The sequence below is a fragment of the Sphingomonas naphthae genome, assembly GCF_028607085.1.
Lineage (GTDB): Bacteria > Pseudomonadota > Alphaproteobacteria > Sphingomonadales > Sphingomonadaceae > Sphingomonas_Q > Sphingomonas_Q naphthae.
Map to the genome: position 1 here is coordinate 3,184,365 of NZ_CP117411.1, position 16,592 is coordinate 3,200,956.

18 protein-coding genes, 3 tRNA genes and 1 pseudogene are annotated in these 16,592 nt (G+C 70.2%); 7 read left to right on the top strand and 15 right to left on the bottom strand.

Annotated features, from left to right (window positions below; all coding sequences use genetic code 11):
- Positions 1 to 110: 110 nt before the first annotated feature.
- The 6 genes from PQ455_RS15390 to infA all read right to left on the bottom strand — a co-directional run bounded on the left by PQ455_RS15390 (position 111) and on the right by infA (position 3,282).
- A complete protein-coding gene (locus tag PQ455_RS15390) occupies positions 111 to 929 on the bottom strand; it encodes a glycosyltransferase family 17 protein (RefSeq protein WP_273686978.1) in 819 nt (272 codons plus the stop codon).
- Positions 930 to 1,140: 211 nt separating this feature from the next.
- Positions 1,141 to 1,216, bottom strand: a tRNA-Phe gene (locus tag PQ455_RS15395).
- Between the two features lie 73 nt (positions 1,217 to 1,289).
- Entirely contained in the window at positions 1,290 to 1,481 is a 192-nt protein-coding gene (gene yacG, locus PQ455_RS15400; RefSeq protein ID WP_273686979.1) for a DNA gyrase inhibitor YacG, read from the bottom strand.
- The gene (locus PQ455_RS15405; RefSeq protein ID WP_273686980.1) at positions 1,462 to 2,454 is read right to left on the bottom strand and encodes a ribonuclease; all 993 of its coding nucleotides are present in this window, start codon (positions 2,452 to 2,454) and stop codon (positions 1,462 to 1,464) included. Before PQ455_RS15405 ends, yacG begins: the two co-directional genes overlap by 20 nt.
- An 11-nt stretch (positions 2,455 to 2,465) precedes the next feature.
- On the bottom strand, positions 2,466 to 3,047 hold the full coding sequence (locus PQ455_RS15410; RefSeq protein ID WP_273686981.1) for a Maf family protein: 582 nt from the start codon (positions 3,045 to 3,047) through the stop codon (positions 2,466 to 2,468).
- A gap of 16 nt (positions 3,048 to 3,063) precedes the next feature.
- Positions 3,064 to 3,282: a translation initiation factor IF-1 gene (infA, locus tag PQ455_RS15415; RefSeq protein ID WP_273686982.1), complete on the bottom strand. Its 219-nt coding sequence runs from the start codon at positions 3,280 to 3,282 to the stop codon at positions 3,064 to 3,066.
- Between the two features lie 189 nt (positions 3,283 to 3,471).
- Here infA and thrC point away from each other — a divergent pair, with 189 nt between their 5' ends.
- The 3 genes from thrC to PQ455_RS15430 all read left to right on the top strand — a co-directional run bounded on the left by thrC (position 3,472) and on the right by PQ455_RS15430 (position 7,147).
- Complete coding sequence (thrC, locus tag PQ455_RS15420) at positions 3,472 to 4,887, top strand: threonine synthase (protein ID WP_273686983.1); 1,416 nt, start codon at positions 3,472 to 3,474, stop codon at positions 4,885 to 4,887.
- Positions 4,884 to 6,113, top strand: coding sequence for a M16 family metallopeptidase (locus tag PQ455_RS15425; protein ID WP_273686984.1), 1,230 nt, complete (start codon positions 4,884 to 4,886; stop codon positions 6,111 to 6,113). Before thrC ends, PQ455_RS15425 begins: the two co-directional genes overlap by 4 nt.
- Before the next feature lie 164 nt (positions 6,114 to 6,277).
- Positions 6,278 to 7,147: a class I SAM-dependent methyltransferase gene (locus tag PQ455_RS15430; RefSeq protein WP_273686985.1), complete on the top strand. Its 870-nt coding sequence runs from the start codon at positions 6,278 to 6,280 to the stop codon at positions 7,145 to 7,147.
- A gap of 43 nt (positions 7,148 to 7,190) precedes the next feature.
- Here the strand turns inward: PQ455_RS15430 and PQ455_RS15435 are convergent, their stop codons facing one another.
- From PQ455_RS15435 to PQ455_RS15445, 3 genes are read right to left on the bottom strand one after another with little or no spacing between them, the layout of a single operon-like run.
- The gene (locus PQ455_RS15435; protein WP_273686986.1) at positions 7,191 to 7,838 is read right to left on the bottom strand and encodes a heme exporter protein CcmB; all 648 of its coding nucleotides are present in this window, start codon (positions 7,836 to 7,838) and stop codon (positions 7,191 to 7,193) included.
- Positions 7,835 to 8,410, bottom strand: coding sequence for a heme ABC exporter ATP-binding protein CcmA (gene ccmA, locus PQ455_RS15440; RefSeq protein ID WP_273686987.1), 576 nt, complete (start codon positions 8,408 to 8,410; stop codon positions 7,835 to 7,837). The genes PQ455_RS15435 and ccmA overlap by 4 nt, the downstream gene beginning before the upstream one ends.
- Complete coding sequence (locus tag PQ455_RS15445) at positions 8,407 to 8,808, bottom strand: metallopeptidase family protein (protein WP_273686988.1); 402 nt, start codon at positions 8,806 to 8,808, stop codon at positions 8,407 to 8,409. Before PQ455_RS15445 ends, ccmA begins: the two co-directional genes overlap by 4 nt.
- 50 nt (positions 8,809 to 8,858) lie before the next feature.
- Between PQ455_RS15445 and PQ455_RS15450 the strand changes: the two genes are divergently transcribed.
- The 3 genes from PQ455_RS15450 to PQ455_RS15460 are packed head-to-tail and all read left to right on the top strand — an operon-like array spanning position 8,859 to position 11,454.
- On the top strand, positions 8,859 to 9,155 hold the full coding sequence (locus PQ455_RS15450; RefSeq protein WP_273691398.1) for a 4a-hydroxytetrahydrobiopterin dehydratase: 297 nt from the start codon (positions 8,859 to 8,861) through the stop codon (positions 9,153 to 9,155).
- The gene (locus PQ455_RS15455) at positions 9,152 to 9,916 is read left to right on the top strand and encodes an ATP-binding cassette domain-containing protein (protein ID WP_273686989.1); all 765 of its coding nucleotides are present in this window, start codon (positions 9,152 to 9,154) and stop codon (positions 9,914 to 9,916) included. The genes PQ455_RS15450 and PQ455_RS15455 overlap by 4 nt, the downstream gene beginning before the upstream one ends.
- On the top strand, positions 9,913 to 11,454 hold the full coding sequence (locus tag PQ455_RS15460) for an ABC transporter permease/substrate-binding protein (protein ID WP_273686990.1): 1,542 nt from the start codon (positions 9,913 to 9,915) through the stop codon (positions 11,452 to 11,454). Before PQ455_RS15455 ends, PQ455_RS15460 begins: the two co-directional genes overlap by 4 nt.
- A gap of 72 nt (positions 11,455 to 11,526) precedes the next feature.
- Here the strand turns inward: PQ455_RS15460 and PQ455_RS21010 are convergent.
- The 3 genes and pseudogenes from PQ455_RS21010 to PQ455_RS15475 all read right to left on the bottom strand — a co-directional run.
- Positions 11,527 to 12,114: pseudogene (locus tag PQ455_RS21010) on the bottom strand (DUF2497 domain-containing protein); the annotation flags it as partial.
- 15 nt (positions 12,115 to 12,129) lie between these two features.
- Positions 12,130 to 13,659 (bottom strand): TolC family outer membrane protein, encoded by a 1,530-nt coding sequence (locus PQ455_RS15470; RefSeq protein WP_273686991.1) that lies wholly within the window; start codon positions 13,657 to 13,659, stop codon positions 12,130 to 12,132.
- Positions 13,660 to 13,686: 27 nt separating this feature from the next.
- Positions 13,687 to 14,337 carry a protein-L-isoaspartate O-methyltransferase family protein gene (locus PQ455_RS15475; RefSeq protein ID WP_273686992.1) on the bottom strand — a complete coding sequence of 217 codons (651 nt, stop codon included), beginning with the start codon at positions 14,335 to 14,337 and terminating at the stop codon, positions 13,687 to 13,689.
- Between the two features lie 339 nt (positions 14,338 to 14,676).
- Between PQ455_RS15475 and PQ455_RS15480 the strand changes: the two genes are divergently transcribed.
- Positions 14,677 to 14,750: transfer RNA gene (locus tag PQ455_RS15480), tRNA-Cys, on the top strand.
- Between the two features lie 42 nt (positions 14,751 to 14,792).
- On the opposite strand, the gene PQ455_RS15485 is transcribed toward PQ455_RS15480, so the two are convergent.
- The 3 genes from PQ455_RS15485 to PQ455_RS15495 form a co-directional block, all read right to left on the bottom strand.
- Positions 14,793 to 15,143 (bottom strand): hypothetical protein, encoded by a 351-nt coding sequence (locus tag PQ455_RS15485; protein ID WP_273686993.1) that lies wholly within the window; start codon positions 15,141 to 15,143, stop codon positions 14,793 to 14,795.
- An 82-nt stretch (positions 15,144 to 15,225) separates the two neighbouring features.
- A complete protein-coding gene (locus PQ455_RS15490; protein ID WP_273686994.1) occupies positions 15,226 to 16,425 on the bottom strand; it encodes a tetratricopeptide repeat protein in 1,200 nt (399 codons plus the stop codon).
- 82 nt (positions 16,426 to 16,507) lie between these two features.
- Positions 16,508 to 16,583 (bottom strand) — tRNA-Ile (locus PQ455_RS15495).
- Between the last annotated feature and the right edge of the window lie 9 nt (positions 16,584 to 16,592).

Genomic DNA, 16,592 nt, shown 5'->3' on the forward strand with positions numbered 1-16,592 from the left:
AAATGCACAAGGTTGCGATTTGAAACTTTGCTGAATCTGGTAATGGGGCATGCAGACCAGCCCGTCACCAGATCGGCGTTTCGGTGCCTCGGCTCGGAGGCTGGTTGCAATTAGCTCGACCCAGCCGTCGGCTCGTCGAAAATGAAGCCATTGGCACGCAGATAATCCGCATTCTCGCGAACAGCCCTGGGCAGGCGGTCAAGCGAAGTCACGCTCAGTTGGTGGATACCGAAGAACGACCGTTTTTCGAGAGACCGCAATATCTTGACGGGATCGACATTGACCCTTGCTTCCGGCTCGACATGGGAGAAGGAATTCATCTTCAGAAGGATCTTTTCGGAGCCCCCCAGCCAACTGAGATGCCATCCCGCATGACCCATGACATCGGCGCGTCGTTCGGGATCATCGTCGCTCAGGAGAGTCTGCCGCTCGAACCGTGGAGCGTTCAGATCGGGGACGTAGCGGCGTATATATTGCGCCGGAGCCGCATAGGCCATGTTCCACACGACATCGCTCACCCAGTTCAGATAGAAAATGTAGGTTTCCATCTGCAGAAACGTGATTTGCTCGACCGGCTGGATCCTCTTCACCACGTCGGCACGCACGATTTCGTCAACGTCGGAAATTATGATGATGTCGGCATCTGCCGCATCTTCAAATCCCCGCGAGAGGGCGTTGCGTTGGCCGAACTCTCGCTGCCATGGCGTTTCCGCATCGTAGCGCCCGTCGAACACGAAATGCCTGATCTTCGGCAGAAAACGGGCAAACCGCTCCTTGTTATCCTGAAAATGGAGCGGCTTGGCGTCCCCCTGGAACGTCGTATTGGATTCGACGATCACAAAGACATCGATGACCGGATCAAGTTCGTTCAGCCGAATTTCGAGAAGATCGATCTCGTTGAAGACCATGAAACAGTCGTAGACTTTCATCACCCATCCAGTTCCGATTACGGCGGCGATCGGCGCCCGAGGCCGCGCAAGCCGATCGCAGCCTAGCGTAGCAAGTCAGGAGATTGCCAGTTCGCGCTTCGATCAAGGTCGGAGACGAGAAGGAGCCACGCAACGAGACAGGTCTGGCCTCCGATCCGGACCAGTCCTTCGCACAGCTTCGACCAGAGGGTATCGTATCGCTGTCCGATTGTGGTGCCCGGGGACGGGATCGAACCGCCGACACCGTGATTTTCAGTCACGTGCTCTACCAACTGAGCTACCCGGGCTCACGCCATTGCTGGCGGAGCGGGGCCTATAGGGGCGGGGCGGGTTGCCTGTCCAGCCCCAAAAGACGAGGCCTCAATCGCCCGAATCGCGATCCTCCTCGTCCACCGGCGGGCCGGGGATGCGATGCCCGTCGGACAGCCATTGCAGCAGATCGCGATCGCGGCAGCCCTGGCTGCAAAAGGGGATGTGCGCGGCGGCGGAGGGCTTGCCGCAGGTGGGGCAGCCGCTGCCGCGACGGGCGCGTTCAGGCTTGATGTTCGACATGGACATGGCCGGCGGATATGGCGAGCGCCGCCTCCGCCCGCAAGGCGATGCCCGCACCGACGCGACGGCGCAGTTCCTCGATCCAGGCGGGTGCCAGCTTCGCGACGACGGCGGGCGCCGCCACCAGCGTCCGCGCGCCCGCCCCCGGCTCGCGCTCCGCCCGGCGCAGCAGGGCGAGCGCGGCGGCGAGCGCGGGATCGTGCTGCATCAGTTCGGGGATCGACGGGCGCAGGCGCCGCCGCACGATCTGGAGGAAGCCGAAGCCGTTGAAGGCGGTGCGCTCGAACGGCGGCGGCAGCGCGGCATCCAGCGCGGCGGCGGCGGCCTGCCGCTCGGCCTTGCCGGCCAGGGTCGGCAGATCGATGCCGATCGACCCGCCGATATCGAAGCGGCGGATCGCCGCCCCGCTCATCCGCGCGCCGATCACCGCCAGCTCGGCCGGCGCGCGCGTCCCGTCCACGTCGATCAAGGTCATCGCCGGGGTCAGCGAAATCTGGAGCCGGGCCGCGTCGCGCGCGACGATCCCGCTCGCCGCCTCGCCCAGCGCCTCGGACCAGCCCGCTGCCTCCAGCGCATCGGGCTGGTGCCCGGCCAGCGTGACGACACGATGCCCGCCCGCCGCGATCCGCTCGGCCAGTGCGGGCGCTTCGCGCAAGCTCGCCTCGGTCGCGCGCAGCCGGGCCGGTTTCATCGCACGCCCCTCGGGGATCGCCTCGCGCGCCACTTCGGCATGGATCGTGGCGCCCTCGGGCGTGGCCGGCGGCACCGTATCGAGCAAGGCCTCGCCGCCATCGGGCAGCTCGACCAGCCCGCGCCCGGTCGCGTCCGCGCGGCGGCGCAGGCGGACGGGCAGCACCGCCCCGGCCCGCACGCCGGCGCCCGCGCGCTCGATCAGCACTTCCAGAATGTCGCCGCCATCCACCAGCGCGGCGCGGGCCTCGCCGATGCCCGCTTCGTAAATCCACTCAGCCATGGGGAGCCCCCTCAGACAAGCGGATATCCGGCCGACACGAGCAGTGCCCGCGTCTCGAACAGCGGCAGGCCGACGACGCCCGAATGGCTCCCCGCCAGCATCCGCACCCACGCCTCGGCATGGCCCTGGATGGCATAGCCGCCCGCCTTGCCCTGCCACTCGCCGCCCGCGACATAGGCGTCGATCTCGGCGGCGGTCAGCGGCTTGAAGGCGACGATCGTGGTGGACAGGCGATGGCGCGCCGCGCCGTCGGGCAGGATCAGCGTCACCGCGCTCAGCACGCGATGCCGCCGGCCGGAGAGCAGGCCGAGGCATTCCCGCGCCGTCGCCTCGTCCTCGGCCTTGGGCAGGATGCGGCGGCCGGCGGCGACCACCGTGTCGGCGGCCAGCACCAGCGCGTCCGGGTGGCGCGCGGCGACGGTGGCGGCCTTGGCAGCGGCGATGCGGCGGGCGTAAGCGGGCGGCGCCTCGGCGGCGCGCGCGCCTTCGTCGATGTCGGCGGGGTCGATCGCGGCCGCCGTCACGCCGATCCGCGCGAGCAGCTCGACCCGGCGGGGGCTGGCGGAGGCGAGGATCAGGCGGGGCTCAGGCATCGCGGCCCGGCCGGCCTTACTTGAAGCGATAGGTGATGCGACCCTTGGTCAGGTCGTACGGGGTCAGCTCGACCAGCACTTCGTCACCCACGAGCACGCGGATGCGGTTCTTGCGCATCTTGCCCGCCGTGTGGCCGAGGATGACATGGTCATTCTCCAGCCGGACGCGGAACGTGGCGTTGGGCAGCAGTTCGATCACCTGCCCGCGCAATTCCAGAAATTCTTCCTTGGCCAAACCTTCGCGCCCTCGATCTTCATGCTGTCCGAAAAAATTCGCGCCGCCTTAGCGCCGGGCGGGGCAAAAGGGAAGGCGCGTGATTCAGCGGCATAGCGGCCGTGGCGGCGCGCCATTTTCGGCGCCGGATCCGCCCGGACAAGGTTTGTCTGGAGTCTTTGGCCCCCTGCCGCTAAGCGCGCGACCGATATGCGCTATGTCAGCACCAGAGGCGCGGCCGCCGCGCTCGGCTTCGAAGATGTCACTCTCGCCGGCCTCGCGTCGGATGGGGGGCTGTATCTGCCCGAATCCTGGCCGGTCTTCACCTCGGACCAGATCGCCGCGCTCAAGGGCCTGTCCTACGTCGACACCGCCGTCGCGGTGATGAAGCCGTTCGTGGCGGACGCGATCGACGAGGCGGGGCTGCGCGCCCTGTGCGCCGCCGCCTACGGCCGCTTCGCCCATGCCGCCGTCACGCCATTGGTGCAGCTCGACCAGCGCCATTTCCTGTTGGAGCTGTTCCACGGGCCGACGCTCGCCTTCAAGGATGTCGCGCTCCAGCTGCTCGGCCTGCTGTTCGAGCGCTTCCTGTCGAGCCGCGATACCCACCTCACGATCATCGGCGCGACCAGCGGCGACACCGGATCGGCGGCGATCGACGCGCTGGCGGGCCGCGCCAAGGTCGATGTGTTCATGCTCCACCCGGCCGGCCGCGTGTCGGATGTGCAGCGCCGCCAGATGACGACCGTGCTGGCGCCCAACATCCACAATATCGCGATCGACGGCAGCTTCGACGATGCGCAGGCGATCGTGAAGGCCGCCTTCGCCGACACGGATTTCGCCGGCCGCTATCGCCTCGGCGCGGTCAATTCGATCAACTGGGCGCGGCTGATGGCCCAGCTCGTCTATTATTTCTACGCCGCCGTCCGCCTCGGCGCGCCCGATCGCGCGGTCGCCTTCTCGGTGCCGACCGGTAATTTCGGGGATGTGTTCGCGGGCTATGCCGCCGCGAAGATGGGCCTGCCGGTCGCGAAACTGATCGTCGCCACCAACGTCAACGATATCCTCCACCGCGCGCTTTCGGCGGGCGACTATTCGACCGGCACGGTCACGCCCACCGCCGCCCCCTCGATGGACATTCAGGTGTCCTCCAATTTCGAGCGGCTGCTGTTCGATCTGCACGGCCGCGACGGCGCCGCGCTGTCGGCGGCGATGGCCGGGTTCGAGGCGGACAGGCGCATGACCCTGAGCGAGGCGCAGCGCGCCGAGGCCGCCGGGCTGTTCGTCTCCGCCCGCGTCGATCCCGACGAAATGGCGCTGGCGATGCGCTGGGGCTTTCAGGAAACCGGCCAGATCATCGATCCGCACAGCGCGATCGGCCTCTCGGCGGCGCGCGCGGCCGATCTGCCGGCCGACGTGCCGGTGGTGACGCTCGCCACCGCCCACCCGGCCAAGTTCCGCGACGCAGTCGAGCGCGCGACCGGCCAGCGCCCCGGCCTGCCCGCGCGCATCTCCGGCCTGTTCGAGCGCGAGGAGCGCTACGCGACGCTGCCGGCGACGCTCGGCGCGATTCAAGAGCATATCGTCGCCCACGGTACGCCCGCCCGCGTGGCGGAGCCGGCGTGACGCCGCAGGTCCATCGCCTGTCCAACGGGCTCACCGTCGCGGTCGAGCCGATGGCGGGGGTCGAGACGCTGGCGACCGGCATCTACGCCAATGTCGGCGCGCGCTCGGAACCGGCGGGGCTGGAAGGCCTCGCCCACATGGTCGAGCATATGGTGTTCAAGGGCGCCGGCGCCCGCGACGCCCGCGCCATCGCCGAGGATATCGAGGATGTCGGCGGCTCGCTCAACGCTTGGACCGCGCGCGACCATACCGTCTATCACGCCCGCCTGCTGGCGGACGATCTGACGCTCGGCCTGGACCTGATCGCCGATCTCGTCCGCGCGCCGCGCTTCGACGCGGACGAGCTGGAGCGCGAGAAGGGCGTGGTGCTGGCCGAACTGGGCGAGGCGCGCGACACGCCCGACGACATCATCTTCGATCATTTGCAGGCCGCCTGCTTCCCCGGCCAGCCGCTCGGCGCGCCGGTGCTGGGCAACGAGGCCAGCATCGCCGCGATCGACAAGGCGGCGCTCCACCGCTGGACCGAGACGCAATATCGCCCCGCCGACATGGTGGTCGCGGCCGCCGGAAAGATCGATCCCGATCGTTTCCTGAAACAGGTCGAGGCGCGCTTCGGCGATCTGGCGGCGGGCTCCGCCCCCACCGCGCCGTCGGCCAGCTTCGCGGGCGGCGTCCACCACGATCGTCGCCGCTTCGATCAGCTGCATCTCGCGCTGGCGTGGCCGGGCACGTCGCAGACCGACCCGGCCCATGCCGCTTTGTCGCTGTTCGCCAGCGCGGCCGGCGGCGGCATGTCCTCGCGGCTGTTTCAGGAGGTGCGCGAGGCGCGTGGACTGGCCTATTCGATCTATGCCTATGCCCAGCCTTATGCCGATGTCGGCGTGCTCGGCCTCTATTGCGCGGCCGCGCAGGCGCAGGCGGGCGAGGCGCTGACGCTGGCCCGCCGGGTGATGGCCGAGACCGCCGAGAGCCTCACCGAAGCCGAACTCGCCCGTGCCCGCGCGCAGGCCAAGGCGAGCCTGCTGATGGGCCTCGAGGGCGTGGCGGCCCGCTGCGACCATTTCGCCCGCCAGCTCCAGATCCACGGCCGCATCGTGCCGGTGGCGGAAACGGTCGCCCAGATCGAGGCGGTGACGGTGGAGGCGGCGCGCGCGGCGGGCGCGGCGGCGCTGGCCGGCGGCGAGGCGCTGGCGACGGTGGGTGGAAAGCTGAAGGCGGCGGCCTGAAATCCTCCCCTGCAAGGGGAGGGGGACCAGCCGCAGGCTGGTGGAGGGGTGACCCGCCCTCGATAGCGTGACACCCCTCCGTCACGCTTCGCGTGCCACCTCCCCTTACAGGGGAGGATTTTAGGGCTGTCCTACACCCTGCCCTTTATGCCACCTGCCGCGCCATGAACGATCTCCTCACCCTCGTGACCGAACCGTGGGACGATTACGGCCTCGTCGATTCGGGCCACGGCCGGAAGCTGGAACGCTATGCCGGCTTCCGCTTCATCCGCCCCGAGCCGCAGGCGATGTGGGCGCCCGCCACGGCGAACTGGGAGGCCGACGGCGACTTCATCGCCGCGTCGGACGAGGACGGCGGCGGCAAGTGGCAGCTCAGCCGCGAAGTGCCGCGCGGCGGCTGGCACATGAAGTGGGAGGACGTGCGCTTCCTCGCCCAGAACACCCCCTTCCGCCACCTCGCCTTCTTCCCCGACATGGCGCCGCAATGGTCGTGGATGCGCGACCGCACCGCCGAGGGCGACGATATGCTCAACCTGTTCGGCTATACCGGCGTCGGCAGCCTCGCGCTGGCTGCGAAGGGCGCGCGGGTCACCCATGTCGATGCGTCGAAGAAGTCGGTCGATGCCGGCAAGGCCAATGCCTTTCTGGCCGACATGGCCGATCGCCCAATCCGCTGGATGGTGGACGACGCGGTGAAGTTCGCCGCGCGCGAGGTTCGGCGCGGCCGCCGCTACGACGGGATCATGCTCGATCCCCCCAAATTCGGGCGCGGCCCCGATGGCGAGGTGTGGCGGCTGGAGGAGCATCTTCCCGGCCTCATCACCCACTGCCGCAATTTGCTCGACGCGAAATCGAAATTCCTGGTGCTGACGGTCTACGCCGTCCGCATGTCCGCGCTGGCGATCGGCGAATTGCTGCGCCAGGCGACCGCCGAACTGGGCGGACGGGTCGAGGTGGGCGAGATGGCGGTGCGCGAGGAAGCGCGCGGGCTGCTGCTGCCGACCGCGATCTTCGCAAGGTGGGTGCGGGATTGAACAATGAAGCGTCGCCCCGGCGCAGGCCGGGGCGACACTCTGCTCACTCCCGCGCCGCCCGCATCGCCGCGCCGGCGGCGAACGGCCCCGCCGCCAGCAGCACCAGGCTCGCCGCCGCCAGCAACCGCAGCGCCCCCAACCCATCGTCCGCCAGCGCCCCCGCCCCGAAGATCAGCAGCGGCACCGCCAGCGGCAGCAGCAGCAGCCCCGCCAGCGCCCCGGCGCCGCGCAGCCCCGCCGTCAGCGCCGCCGTCGTCACCGCCAGCGCCGCCAGCCCCGGCGTGCCGAGCAGCAGCCCGGCCTCCAGCGCCACCAGCGCGCCCTGATTGAGCGACAGCAACCCCGCCGCCGGGATCGCCGCCAGCATCAGCGGCGGGCCGAAGCCCAGCCAGTGGCCGAGGATCTTGATCGCCGCGATCGTCTCGTCGGCCACGCCGCGTACCGCGAGCTGGTCGATCGTGCCGCTGGCCAGATCGGGTTCGACCAGCCGGTCGATCGGCAACAGCGCCGCCAGCAGCGCCGCGACCCACAGGGCCCCGCCGCCGATCTTCGCCAGCAGCCGCGCATCCGGCCCGATCGCGAAGGGGAACAAGGTCGCCACCAGCAGGAAGAAGATCAGCGGCAGCACCGCCCCGCCGCCGGCATAGGCCCGTGCCAGCTCGCGCCGGAGCAGGATGGCCACAAGCCTCATAGGGCGAGCACCGTCGCGCCCGGCAGGTCGAGCGGCTGATGGCTGGCCGCCACCACCACGCCACCGCCCGCCCGATGCGCCGCGACCGCCGCGCCCAGCAGCGCCAGCCCCTCGCCGTCGAGCCCGTTGCCCGGCTCGTCGAGCAACCACACGCCCGCCCCGCTGGCGATCGTCCGCGCCAGCACCGCGCGCTTCCTCTGCCCGGTCGAGAACAGCCGCACCGGCACCACCGCGAGCGGGCCGATGCCCATCGCCACGCAGGCCGCCGCGACGCTATCCGCGCCCGCCCCGTCGATCCCCGCCCAGAAGCCGAGCGCGCGTGCCAAGGGCAGCCGCTCGTCCAGCCCCGCCGCCTCGGCCGCCAAGGCCACGCGCCCTTCGACCGCGACATAGCCCGCCGCCGGACGCAGCAGCCCTGCGATGATGCGGAGAAGGCTCGATTTGCCGCGCCCGTTCGGCCCGGTCACCAGCGCCGCCTCGCCCGGCGCCAGCGCCAGATCGAGCCCCTCGAACAGCAGCCGGTGCCCACGCAGGCAGGCGACGCCCGACAGCGCCAGCGACCCGCCAATCACCCGGCCGCGTCTTCCAGCGCGTGCATGTCGGCGTCCGACAGGCCGAAATGATGGCCGACCTCGTGGATCAGCACATGCGCGACGAGTTGTTCCAGCGACACGTCGCCCTCGGCCCATTCGTCGATCAGGGCGCGGCGGTAGAGGAAGATCATGTCGGGCAGCGCGCCGCTTTCCAGGCTCGATTTCTCGCCCACCGGCCGGCCCTGATAGAGACCCGACAGCGCGAACGGATCCTCGATGCCCAGCGAATCCAGCACCTCGTCCTCGGCCAGTTCCTCCACCCGCAGCACGACGCCGCCGAGATGCGCGCGGAACGCGTCGGGCAGGCGCGCCATCGTCGCGCGGGCGATCGCCTCGATCCGGTCGGCATCGGGCGCGAAGGTTTGACCTGGCTCCATCGCTCGGGACATAGAGGGCGCCGGCCACGATGGCCAGCGAGGGAGAGGATATGCCGATCAAGCGGCTCACCGCCGACGAGCGCGCCGCCGCGCTGGCCGACCTGCCCGAATGGGAGAGCGTGGAAGGCAAGCGCGACGCCATCGTCCGCCATTTCGCCTTCGCCGATTTCGCGGAAGCCTTCGCCTTCATGACGCATGTCGCGATGCTGGCGGAAAAGGCCGACCATCACCCCGAATGGTCCAACGTGTACAACCGGGTCGATATCGTTCTGACGACTCATGACGCCGGCGGGCTTTCCACCCGCGACGTGGCGCTGGCCCACGCCATCGACGCGATCGTGGAGTGAGCGGTCCCTCGGTCGTCATCGACCGGGTCGTCAAGAAATATGGCGAGGCGCGCGCCTTGGGCGACGTCTCGATGACGGCGGCGGCGGGCAGCTTCACCGCGATCGTCGGCCAGTCGGGCTCGGGCAAGTCGACCCTGCTCAAGACGATCAACCGGCTGGTCGATCCGACGCGCGGCGCGGTGCGGGTCGGCGGGCGGGACGTGCGCAAAAGCGATCCGGTGATGCTGCGCCGCTCGATCGGCTATGTCTTTCAGAATATCGGGCTGTTCCCGCACATGGACGTGGCCGAGAATATCGCGATCGGCCCGCGCATCGCCGGCGGCGAGCCCGCCGACGTGGCGGCGTTGCTCGATCTGGTCGGTCTGCCGGCGGACTATGCCGGGCGGATGCCGGGCGAGCTTTCCGGCGGCGAGGCGCAGCGGGTGGGCGTGGCCCGCGCGCTGGCGGGTGGTGCCAAGCTGCTGCTGATGGACGAGCCGTTCGGCGCGCTCGACCCCGTCACCCGCGACGCGCTGGGCAAGGCCGTCCGCAAGCTCCACGACGATCTCGGCCTGACGACGCTGATGGTGACGCACGACATGGCCGAGGCGCTGCTGCTGGCCGATCGGGTGGTGGTGATGCGCAAGGGGATGATCGTGGCGGACGCGACGCCCGCCGACATCCTCGCCGGCAAGGCCGGGCGCCACGCGACCGCGCTGGTGGAGGTGCCGCTGGGGCAGGTCGAGCGGCTGATCGCCCTGCGCGACGGGGCGACGGCGTGAGCGCGGCCTTTTCGGGGCTGGGGCCGCTGCTGGCGGGGCATGTGCTGCTGTCGGCGGCGGCGGTGGCGCTGGCGATCCTGATCGGCCTGCCGCTGGCGCTGCTCGCCGCGCGGCGGCCGGTGGCGGGGCGGGTGCTGCTGGGCGCGGCCGGGCTGATCCAGACGATACCGGGGCTGGCGCTGCTGGCGCTCTTCTATCCTTTGCTGCTGGCGCTGTCGGCGCTGGTGGGTGGGCGGATTCCGGCGCTGGGCTTCCTGCCGGCGCTGTGCGCGCTGACGCTCTATGCGTTGCTGCCGATCCTGCGGAACGGCGTGGCGGCGCTGGCGGGGATCGATCGCGCGGTGATCCAGGCGGCGGTCGGCATGGGGATGACGGCGGGGCAGCGCCTGCGCCTCGTCGAACTGCCGCTCGCCGCGCCCGTGCTGATGGCGGGCATCCGCACCGCCGCCGTGTGGACGATCGGCGCGGCGACATTGGCCACCACGGTCGGCCAGCCCACCCTCGGCAATCCGATCTTCGCAGGGCTCCAGACGGAGAATTGGTCGCTGGTGCTGGCGGGGTGCGTCGCGGCTGCCGGGCTGGCGATCGTCACCGATCTGGCGCTGGGGCTGGTGGAGAGCGGGCTGGCCTTGCGGACCCGCTGGCGCGCGCTGGCGGGCGGCGCGATCCTGCTGGCCGGCATCGCGCTCGCCCTCGCGCCGCTCGCGCCCGAGGCGATCCCGGCGTCGGGTGGCCCCCGCCCGATCGTCACGGTCGGCGCCAAGAATTTCTCCGAGCAATATATCCTCGCCCGCGCGATAGGCGCGCGGCTGGAGCGCGCCGGCTTCACGGTGCGCTATCGCGAGGGGCTGGGCTCGGCGATCGCTTGGCGCGCGCTCGCGGCCGGCGATGTGGACGTCTATGTCGATTATTCGGGCACCTTGTGGACCGGGGTGATGGGCCGCACCGGCAAGGTCTCGCGCACCGAGATGGTCGGCCAGATCGGCCTGTGGGCGGCCAGGACGTCGGGCGTGAACGTCGTCGGCCGGCTCGGCTTCGAGAATGCCTATGCGCTGGCGATGACCGGCGAGGGCGCGCGGAAGGGCGGGATCAGGACGCTCGCCGATCTCACGCCGCGCAGCCCCTCGCTATCACTGGGCGCCGATCTCGAATTCCTCAACCGCCCGGAGTGGCAGGCGGTGCGCGACGCCTATAGCCTGCGCTTCCGCGAGACGGCGGCCTACAACCCCACCTTCATGTATCGCGCGCTGGCGAGCGGCCGGGCGGACGTGATCTCCGCCTTCTCCTCGGACGGCCGCATCGCCGCCGACCGGCTGGTGGTGCTGGACGACCCGAAGGGCGCGCTCCCGGCCTATGACGCGCTGCTGCTGGTCTCGCCCGCTTATGCGCGAGATGCCCGCTTCATCGATGCGCTCCGCCCGCTGATCGGCGCGATCCCGGTCGATCGGATGCGTCAGGCGAATTATATGGTGGATCGGGATGCGGGCAAGGTGACCCCGGACGCGGCGGCGGCGTGGCTCGTGCCGCTCGACCAATAAGCCGTCGCGGCCGCTGATGCGGGCGATTTCCTTGGCGACCATCTGCTCGACCATCTCGGGCAGCTTCTCGTCGAGCCAGTCCTTGAGCATCGGCTTCAAGAGATCGGACACCACATCCTCCAGCGTCCGCGCTTCGACGGGCTTGGGGGCGACGAGGGTGGCGAGGCTGTCGAGTGCGCTCCGACTGGCCTTGGAGGCGGTGTCGGAGACGAGCGTGTCGGGCGCGGGTTCGCTTTGCGTCATGGCACTCACGATGGCGGGGGTGGGGGCAGGGATGGTGGCGAGCGTCGGCGCCGGGATCGGCGAGACGGGTTCGGGTTCCGGCGCGGCCTTCGCCACGGGCGTCTCGACCGGGGCCGGCTCCGGCTCGGGCGGCCATTCGATCTTGGTTTCGACCGGATCGGGCACGGGATCGGGCGGGGTCAGCACCAGTGGCGCCTCCAGCACCGGCGGCGCTGCCGGCTCCGGCACCGGGCTGGTCAGTTCGAGGACATCCTCCGGCGGGGGCGGCGGCGCCGGCCGCGCGGGGGCCGCCGGCACCGGATCGGCGGCCGGCTTGCGGCGCGCGGCGCCGAGCCCGGCGACCGCGTCGTCGGTGATGATGCGCTGAATGGACGCCAGAATATCGTCCATGGAAGGTTCGTTGCTACCCTTGTCCATGGACGTTCGTATCGCCTAGTTTTTCGGGCCTGTCACGATCGAAGATTTCGCGGGCATCGGCCCTTCGCTGCCCGAGTAATCCATCTTGGCGTTCGGCGCCGGTTCGACCGGCGTGGGGCCGGTGGTGCGGGTCGCCTCCGGGCCGCGCACCGGGGTCTCGCCCCAGTCCGAAATCGCCCGCCGCGCCCGGCGATAGTTCACCGTCGGATCGTAGAGCGCGCCGCCCTCCAGGTTGAGCGCGGCCATCTCGGCACGGCCCATCGCATTCAGCAGCGCGAAGCCCGCGACATATTGGTCGCGTTGCGCCGTCACAAGCGTGACCTGGCTGTTGAGCAACTCCTGCTCGGCGTTCAGCACGTCGAGGATCTGGCGCGAACCGACCGTCTGCTCGGCGCGGACGCCTTCCAGCGCGAGGCGGTTGGCGGAGACGGCGGCCTCGCTCGAGCGGATCGTCTCGCCCGCCGCGCGATAGCTGGCGAAGGCCGCGCGCACGCTGGATATCACCGCGCGCTCGACGCCGACGCTTTGTTCCACCGCCTGCTGCTGGAACGCCTGCGCCTGCCGCACCCGCGCACCGGCCAGGCCACCCTGATAGAGCGGCAACCGCATCGACAGGCCGACGCTGCCGCTGGAGAAGGTGTCGTCCACCCGCGTCCCCGCCGGCACGCCGGTGCCGAGGTTCCGCGAGTTGAGATAATCGACGTAATTGGCGCTCGACGTGACCGACAGCACGGGCAGGCGCGTGCCCCGGGCGACGTTCACCTCGCGCCGCGCCGCCTCCACATTGGCCTGGATCGAGGCGAGCGCGGGGGCATTGCCGAGCGCCACCTCCTCGGCCTCGTCCGGGTTGGCGGGCAGCGGCGGCAGCGGCGGCGGCTGATCGAGCGGGCCGGGCCACGATCCGATGACGCGGCGATAGGTTTCGCGGCTGGTCGTCAGCCGGCCCTGCGAGGCGGCGAGCGTCGCGCGGGCGCCGGCGAGCCGCGCCTCGGACTGGGCGACGTCGGTGCGGGTGAGGTCGCCCACCTGGAAACGATCGCGCGTCGCCTCCAGATTGGTATCGAGCACGCGCACGTTGGCGGCGTTGAGATCGACCACCGCGATATCCCGCAGCACGTCCATGTAGGCGCTCACCGCCTGGGTGAAGATATTGCCCTCGGTCTGGCGCAGATCGGCGCGGCCGGCATCGACCCGTGCGTCAGCGGCGCGGATGCCGTTGCGCACCTGCCCGCCCGAATAGATCGGCAACGAGGCGGTCGCGCCGACGGTGAGCGACCGGCCGGAGCTGCGGAAGCTGCCGAGATCATCGGTATCCTGCTGGAGCCCGGCGGTGCCGTTCAGGATCGGCCGCGCGCCCGACTTGGCGATGGCGAGCCCCTCGTCCGTGCCGCGCAGGCTGGCGCGCTGGCCGGTCAGGTCCGGGTTGGTGCGATAGGTCTGCACCAGCGCGTCGCGCAGCGTCTCCCCGTGCGCGGCGGGCATCAGCGCGAGCGCGGCGGTGGAGGCGAGCGCGACGCGCACGGCAAGACGGGGCAGACCGATCATGGGTTCAGACCTGAGAAGAGGAGCGTGCTAGAAACGGAAACCGGGCGGGGCGGCGAAACCGGGCAGGCGCACCACCTCGGCATCGGCGAAGGGCAGCAGGCCGAAGCCGGCGCCTTCCTTGCGGCCGATCGCCAGACGGGTGACGCCGCCATCGACGAGGCCGGTGGCGATCCGGCCGCCATCGGCGAGCTGGGCGATCAGCGCCGGCGGCACGGCCTCGACCGCGCCATCGATGAGGATCAGGTCGTAGGGGCCGGCGGCGGCCCAGCCCTCGGCGAGCGGGCCTTCGACGGTGGCGACGCTGGCGGCCAGATCGGCGGCGGCGGCGAGCGCGGTCAGACCGGCATCCTCCTCCAGCGCGGTCACCTGCGCGCCGAGTTCGGCGAGGATCGCGGCGGCATAGCCGGTCGCGGACCCCACGACGAGGACGCGCTCCCCCTTGCGGACGCGCGCCTCGGTCAGCAGCCGGCCGGTCACCATCGGCGGGTTGAGCGCGCGGCCGTTGCCGAGCGGCAGGGCGATATCGACATAGGCGATGGCGAGCTTGTCGGCCGGGACATGCTTCTCGCGCGCGACGGCGCCCATCGCATCGACGACGCGCGGATCGTTGACGGCGGTGGTGCGCAGCTGGTTCGACACCATCGCGCGGCGCATCGTCTCGAAATTCTGGTCGGTCACGGCAGCCGGCCCCCTCTATCAACTGTCATAGTGATACAATACACCTCGCACCGACTCAAGCCCCAAATGGAGTTGGCCGGGCAGGCACCGAACCGACGCGCTATAGCGGGGAGATAGGGGGGCTCCTAGAGCATTGCGGACACAGGAAAACGCGCACCGCAAAGAGGCCGCCTGCGCGACGCGCCGACGGCCCCAAGTTGACGAGGCCGCGTCCAAGCGCCTCGCCGAGTCATAACGACGACGATCCATTATGGTTTAATCGTCCGGGCCATCGGAAATCGCCAAGCGGCGTTGACGCCTGCATCAAAGTCGCGCATTGGCCCGGTCCTCCTGAATCGGGGCCCGATGGCGGAGTGGTGACGCAGAGGACTGCAAATCCTTGCACCCGGGTTCGATTCCCGGTCGGGCCTCCACATATTTCCGCCCGGCACGCCCCAAAAAGGGGGCCGGTCGCGTCAGCGGGTCACGATCGCCACGACATTGTCGCCATAGCGTTCCTCGGCGGGATCGAAGGTCGCGATCGGCGCGAAGCTGTCGGGGGCCATCCGCAGCCGGGTGAGGCCGGTCAGGCGGAAGGCGCCCAGCTTGGCCTCACGCGGGGGCGCGCCGTTGCGCTGCATCACCACGCCATCGAGGAAGAGCGTATCGTCCCGCCGGTACAGGACATGCGGCGCGAGCCGGATCGTATCGCGATTGTAGACGGCTTCGATGGCGCGCCGCGTGGCGATCGCATCGGTCAGCAGCGGAACCGGATCGGCATCGGCGGGCGTCGGCTTGAGGCCGAGCTTGGGGCGAATGGTGGTCATGATGTGACCCCGGTAGAAAGCTATGGCGCTCAGGACAAGTTGCGATGGCGCCCGGATGGCCGGAAAGCGCGCATTCCAGGGCTCATGCCCATTCGATCGGCCGCGATCGCCAGCGGCGCCACGTCTCGCGCAGCCCGCGCGACCAGGCACGCGCCGACAGCGGATCGTAGAGCGCGGCCCGGTCGCGATAGAAGGGATTGGCCGGCGCGAGCGTCGCCGCCGTGCGCGCCTCCCCCGCCGCGTCGCGCCATTTCCCCTCCAGCCGCAGCAGGTCCGCGAGCCAATTGTGGAGGTGGGCATGGCCCGGATTGCGGAGAACGATCCGCCGCGCGATGGCGATCGCGGTGGCCATGTCGCCCGATCGGGCAAGCGCCATGCTGTAGGGCAAGGCATAGGACATCAGCCCGCCCGACATTTCGGCCGCCGCGCGATGTCGCTCAAGCCCTTCCTCGCGCTGCCCGGCCAGATCGAGCCGGGTCGCCAGCACATGGTGGAAATAATCCATCTGCGGCCGCTTCGCGAAGGCGAGGCGGGCGAGCGCCAGCCCCAGCCTCGGCCGCCAGACCGGCTGGCGACGGGCCAGCTCGACCAGATAGAACGGATCCTGCCGCCGGAGCGCATCGGCATTCGCCAGAAACGCCGCCCGATCGAAACGACCGTCCAGCACCGCCCCGACCAGCGGTTCGAGCAGATCGACCGAGATCAGGAAGCTGCCCGCCGGATGGCCGACATAAGGCAGCGGCACGGCATCGATCGCGGTGTCCGCCGCGATCAGCGCGACGTGCCGCCCGTCCTCCGCGCTGGAATCATACACCACGACCGGGCGGCAGGCGCAGCGCAGCGGGCCGCCGAACGCTGGCAGCCAGTCGATCGCCTGCGCCTCTTGCCGCCAGCGCCCCTCGAACGGCACCACGGCGGAATCGCTGCTATATTGCGGGGACAAAGCCAGCACCGCACTGGCGCCCACCGCATCGGCGCAGCGCAGCGCCGCATAGCCGCCCATGCTGGAGCCGTAGGTCATCACCCGCGCCGCGCCGCGCACCGCGCGGGCGACGGCGGCGAGCGCATCGGGCAGATCGCCATATTGATACCAATGGTTGCCGCGACCGATCACCCCGACATAGGAAATCCCGCGACGGGCGCAGAACGCCTCGCCGAAGCCCTCGCTGTGGAGCCCGGCGTCGGGATCGTAATTGTCGAAGCCGACCACCCAGCGGGTCTGGTCCTCCGCCGGCACGCAGCGGACGAGGAGGTTGGCGCTGCGGTACAATTCGAACGACATGGTTTCGGGCACTCTCCGCCCGCCGCTTTATCGCGGCCGCCGCCGGGGGACACCCCCGTTTCGGGTATAAAAGCCCATGCCTTGGTGGGCCCGGCAGGACTCGAACCCGCAACCTAGCCGTTATGAGCGGCCAGCTCTAACCATTGAGCTACAGGCCCCGCCAAGAC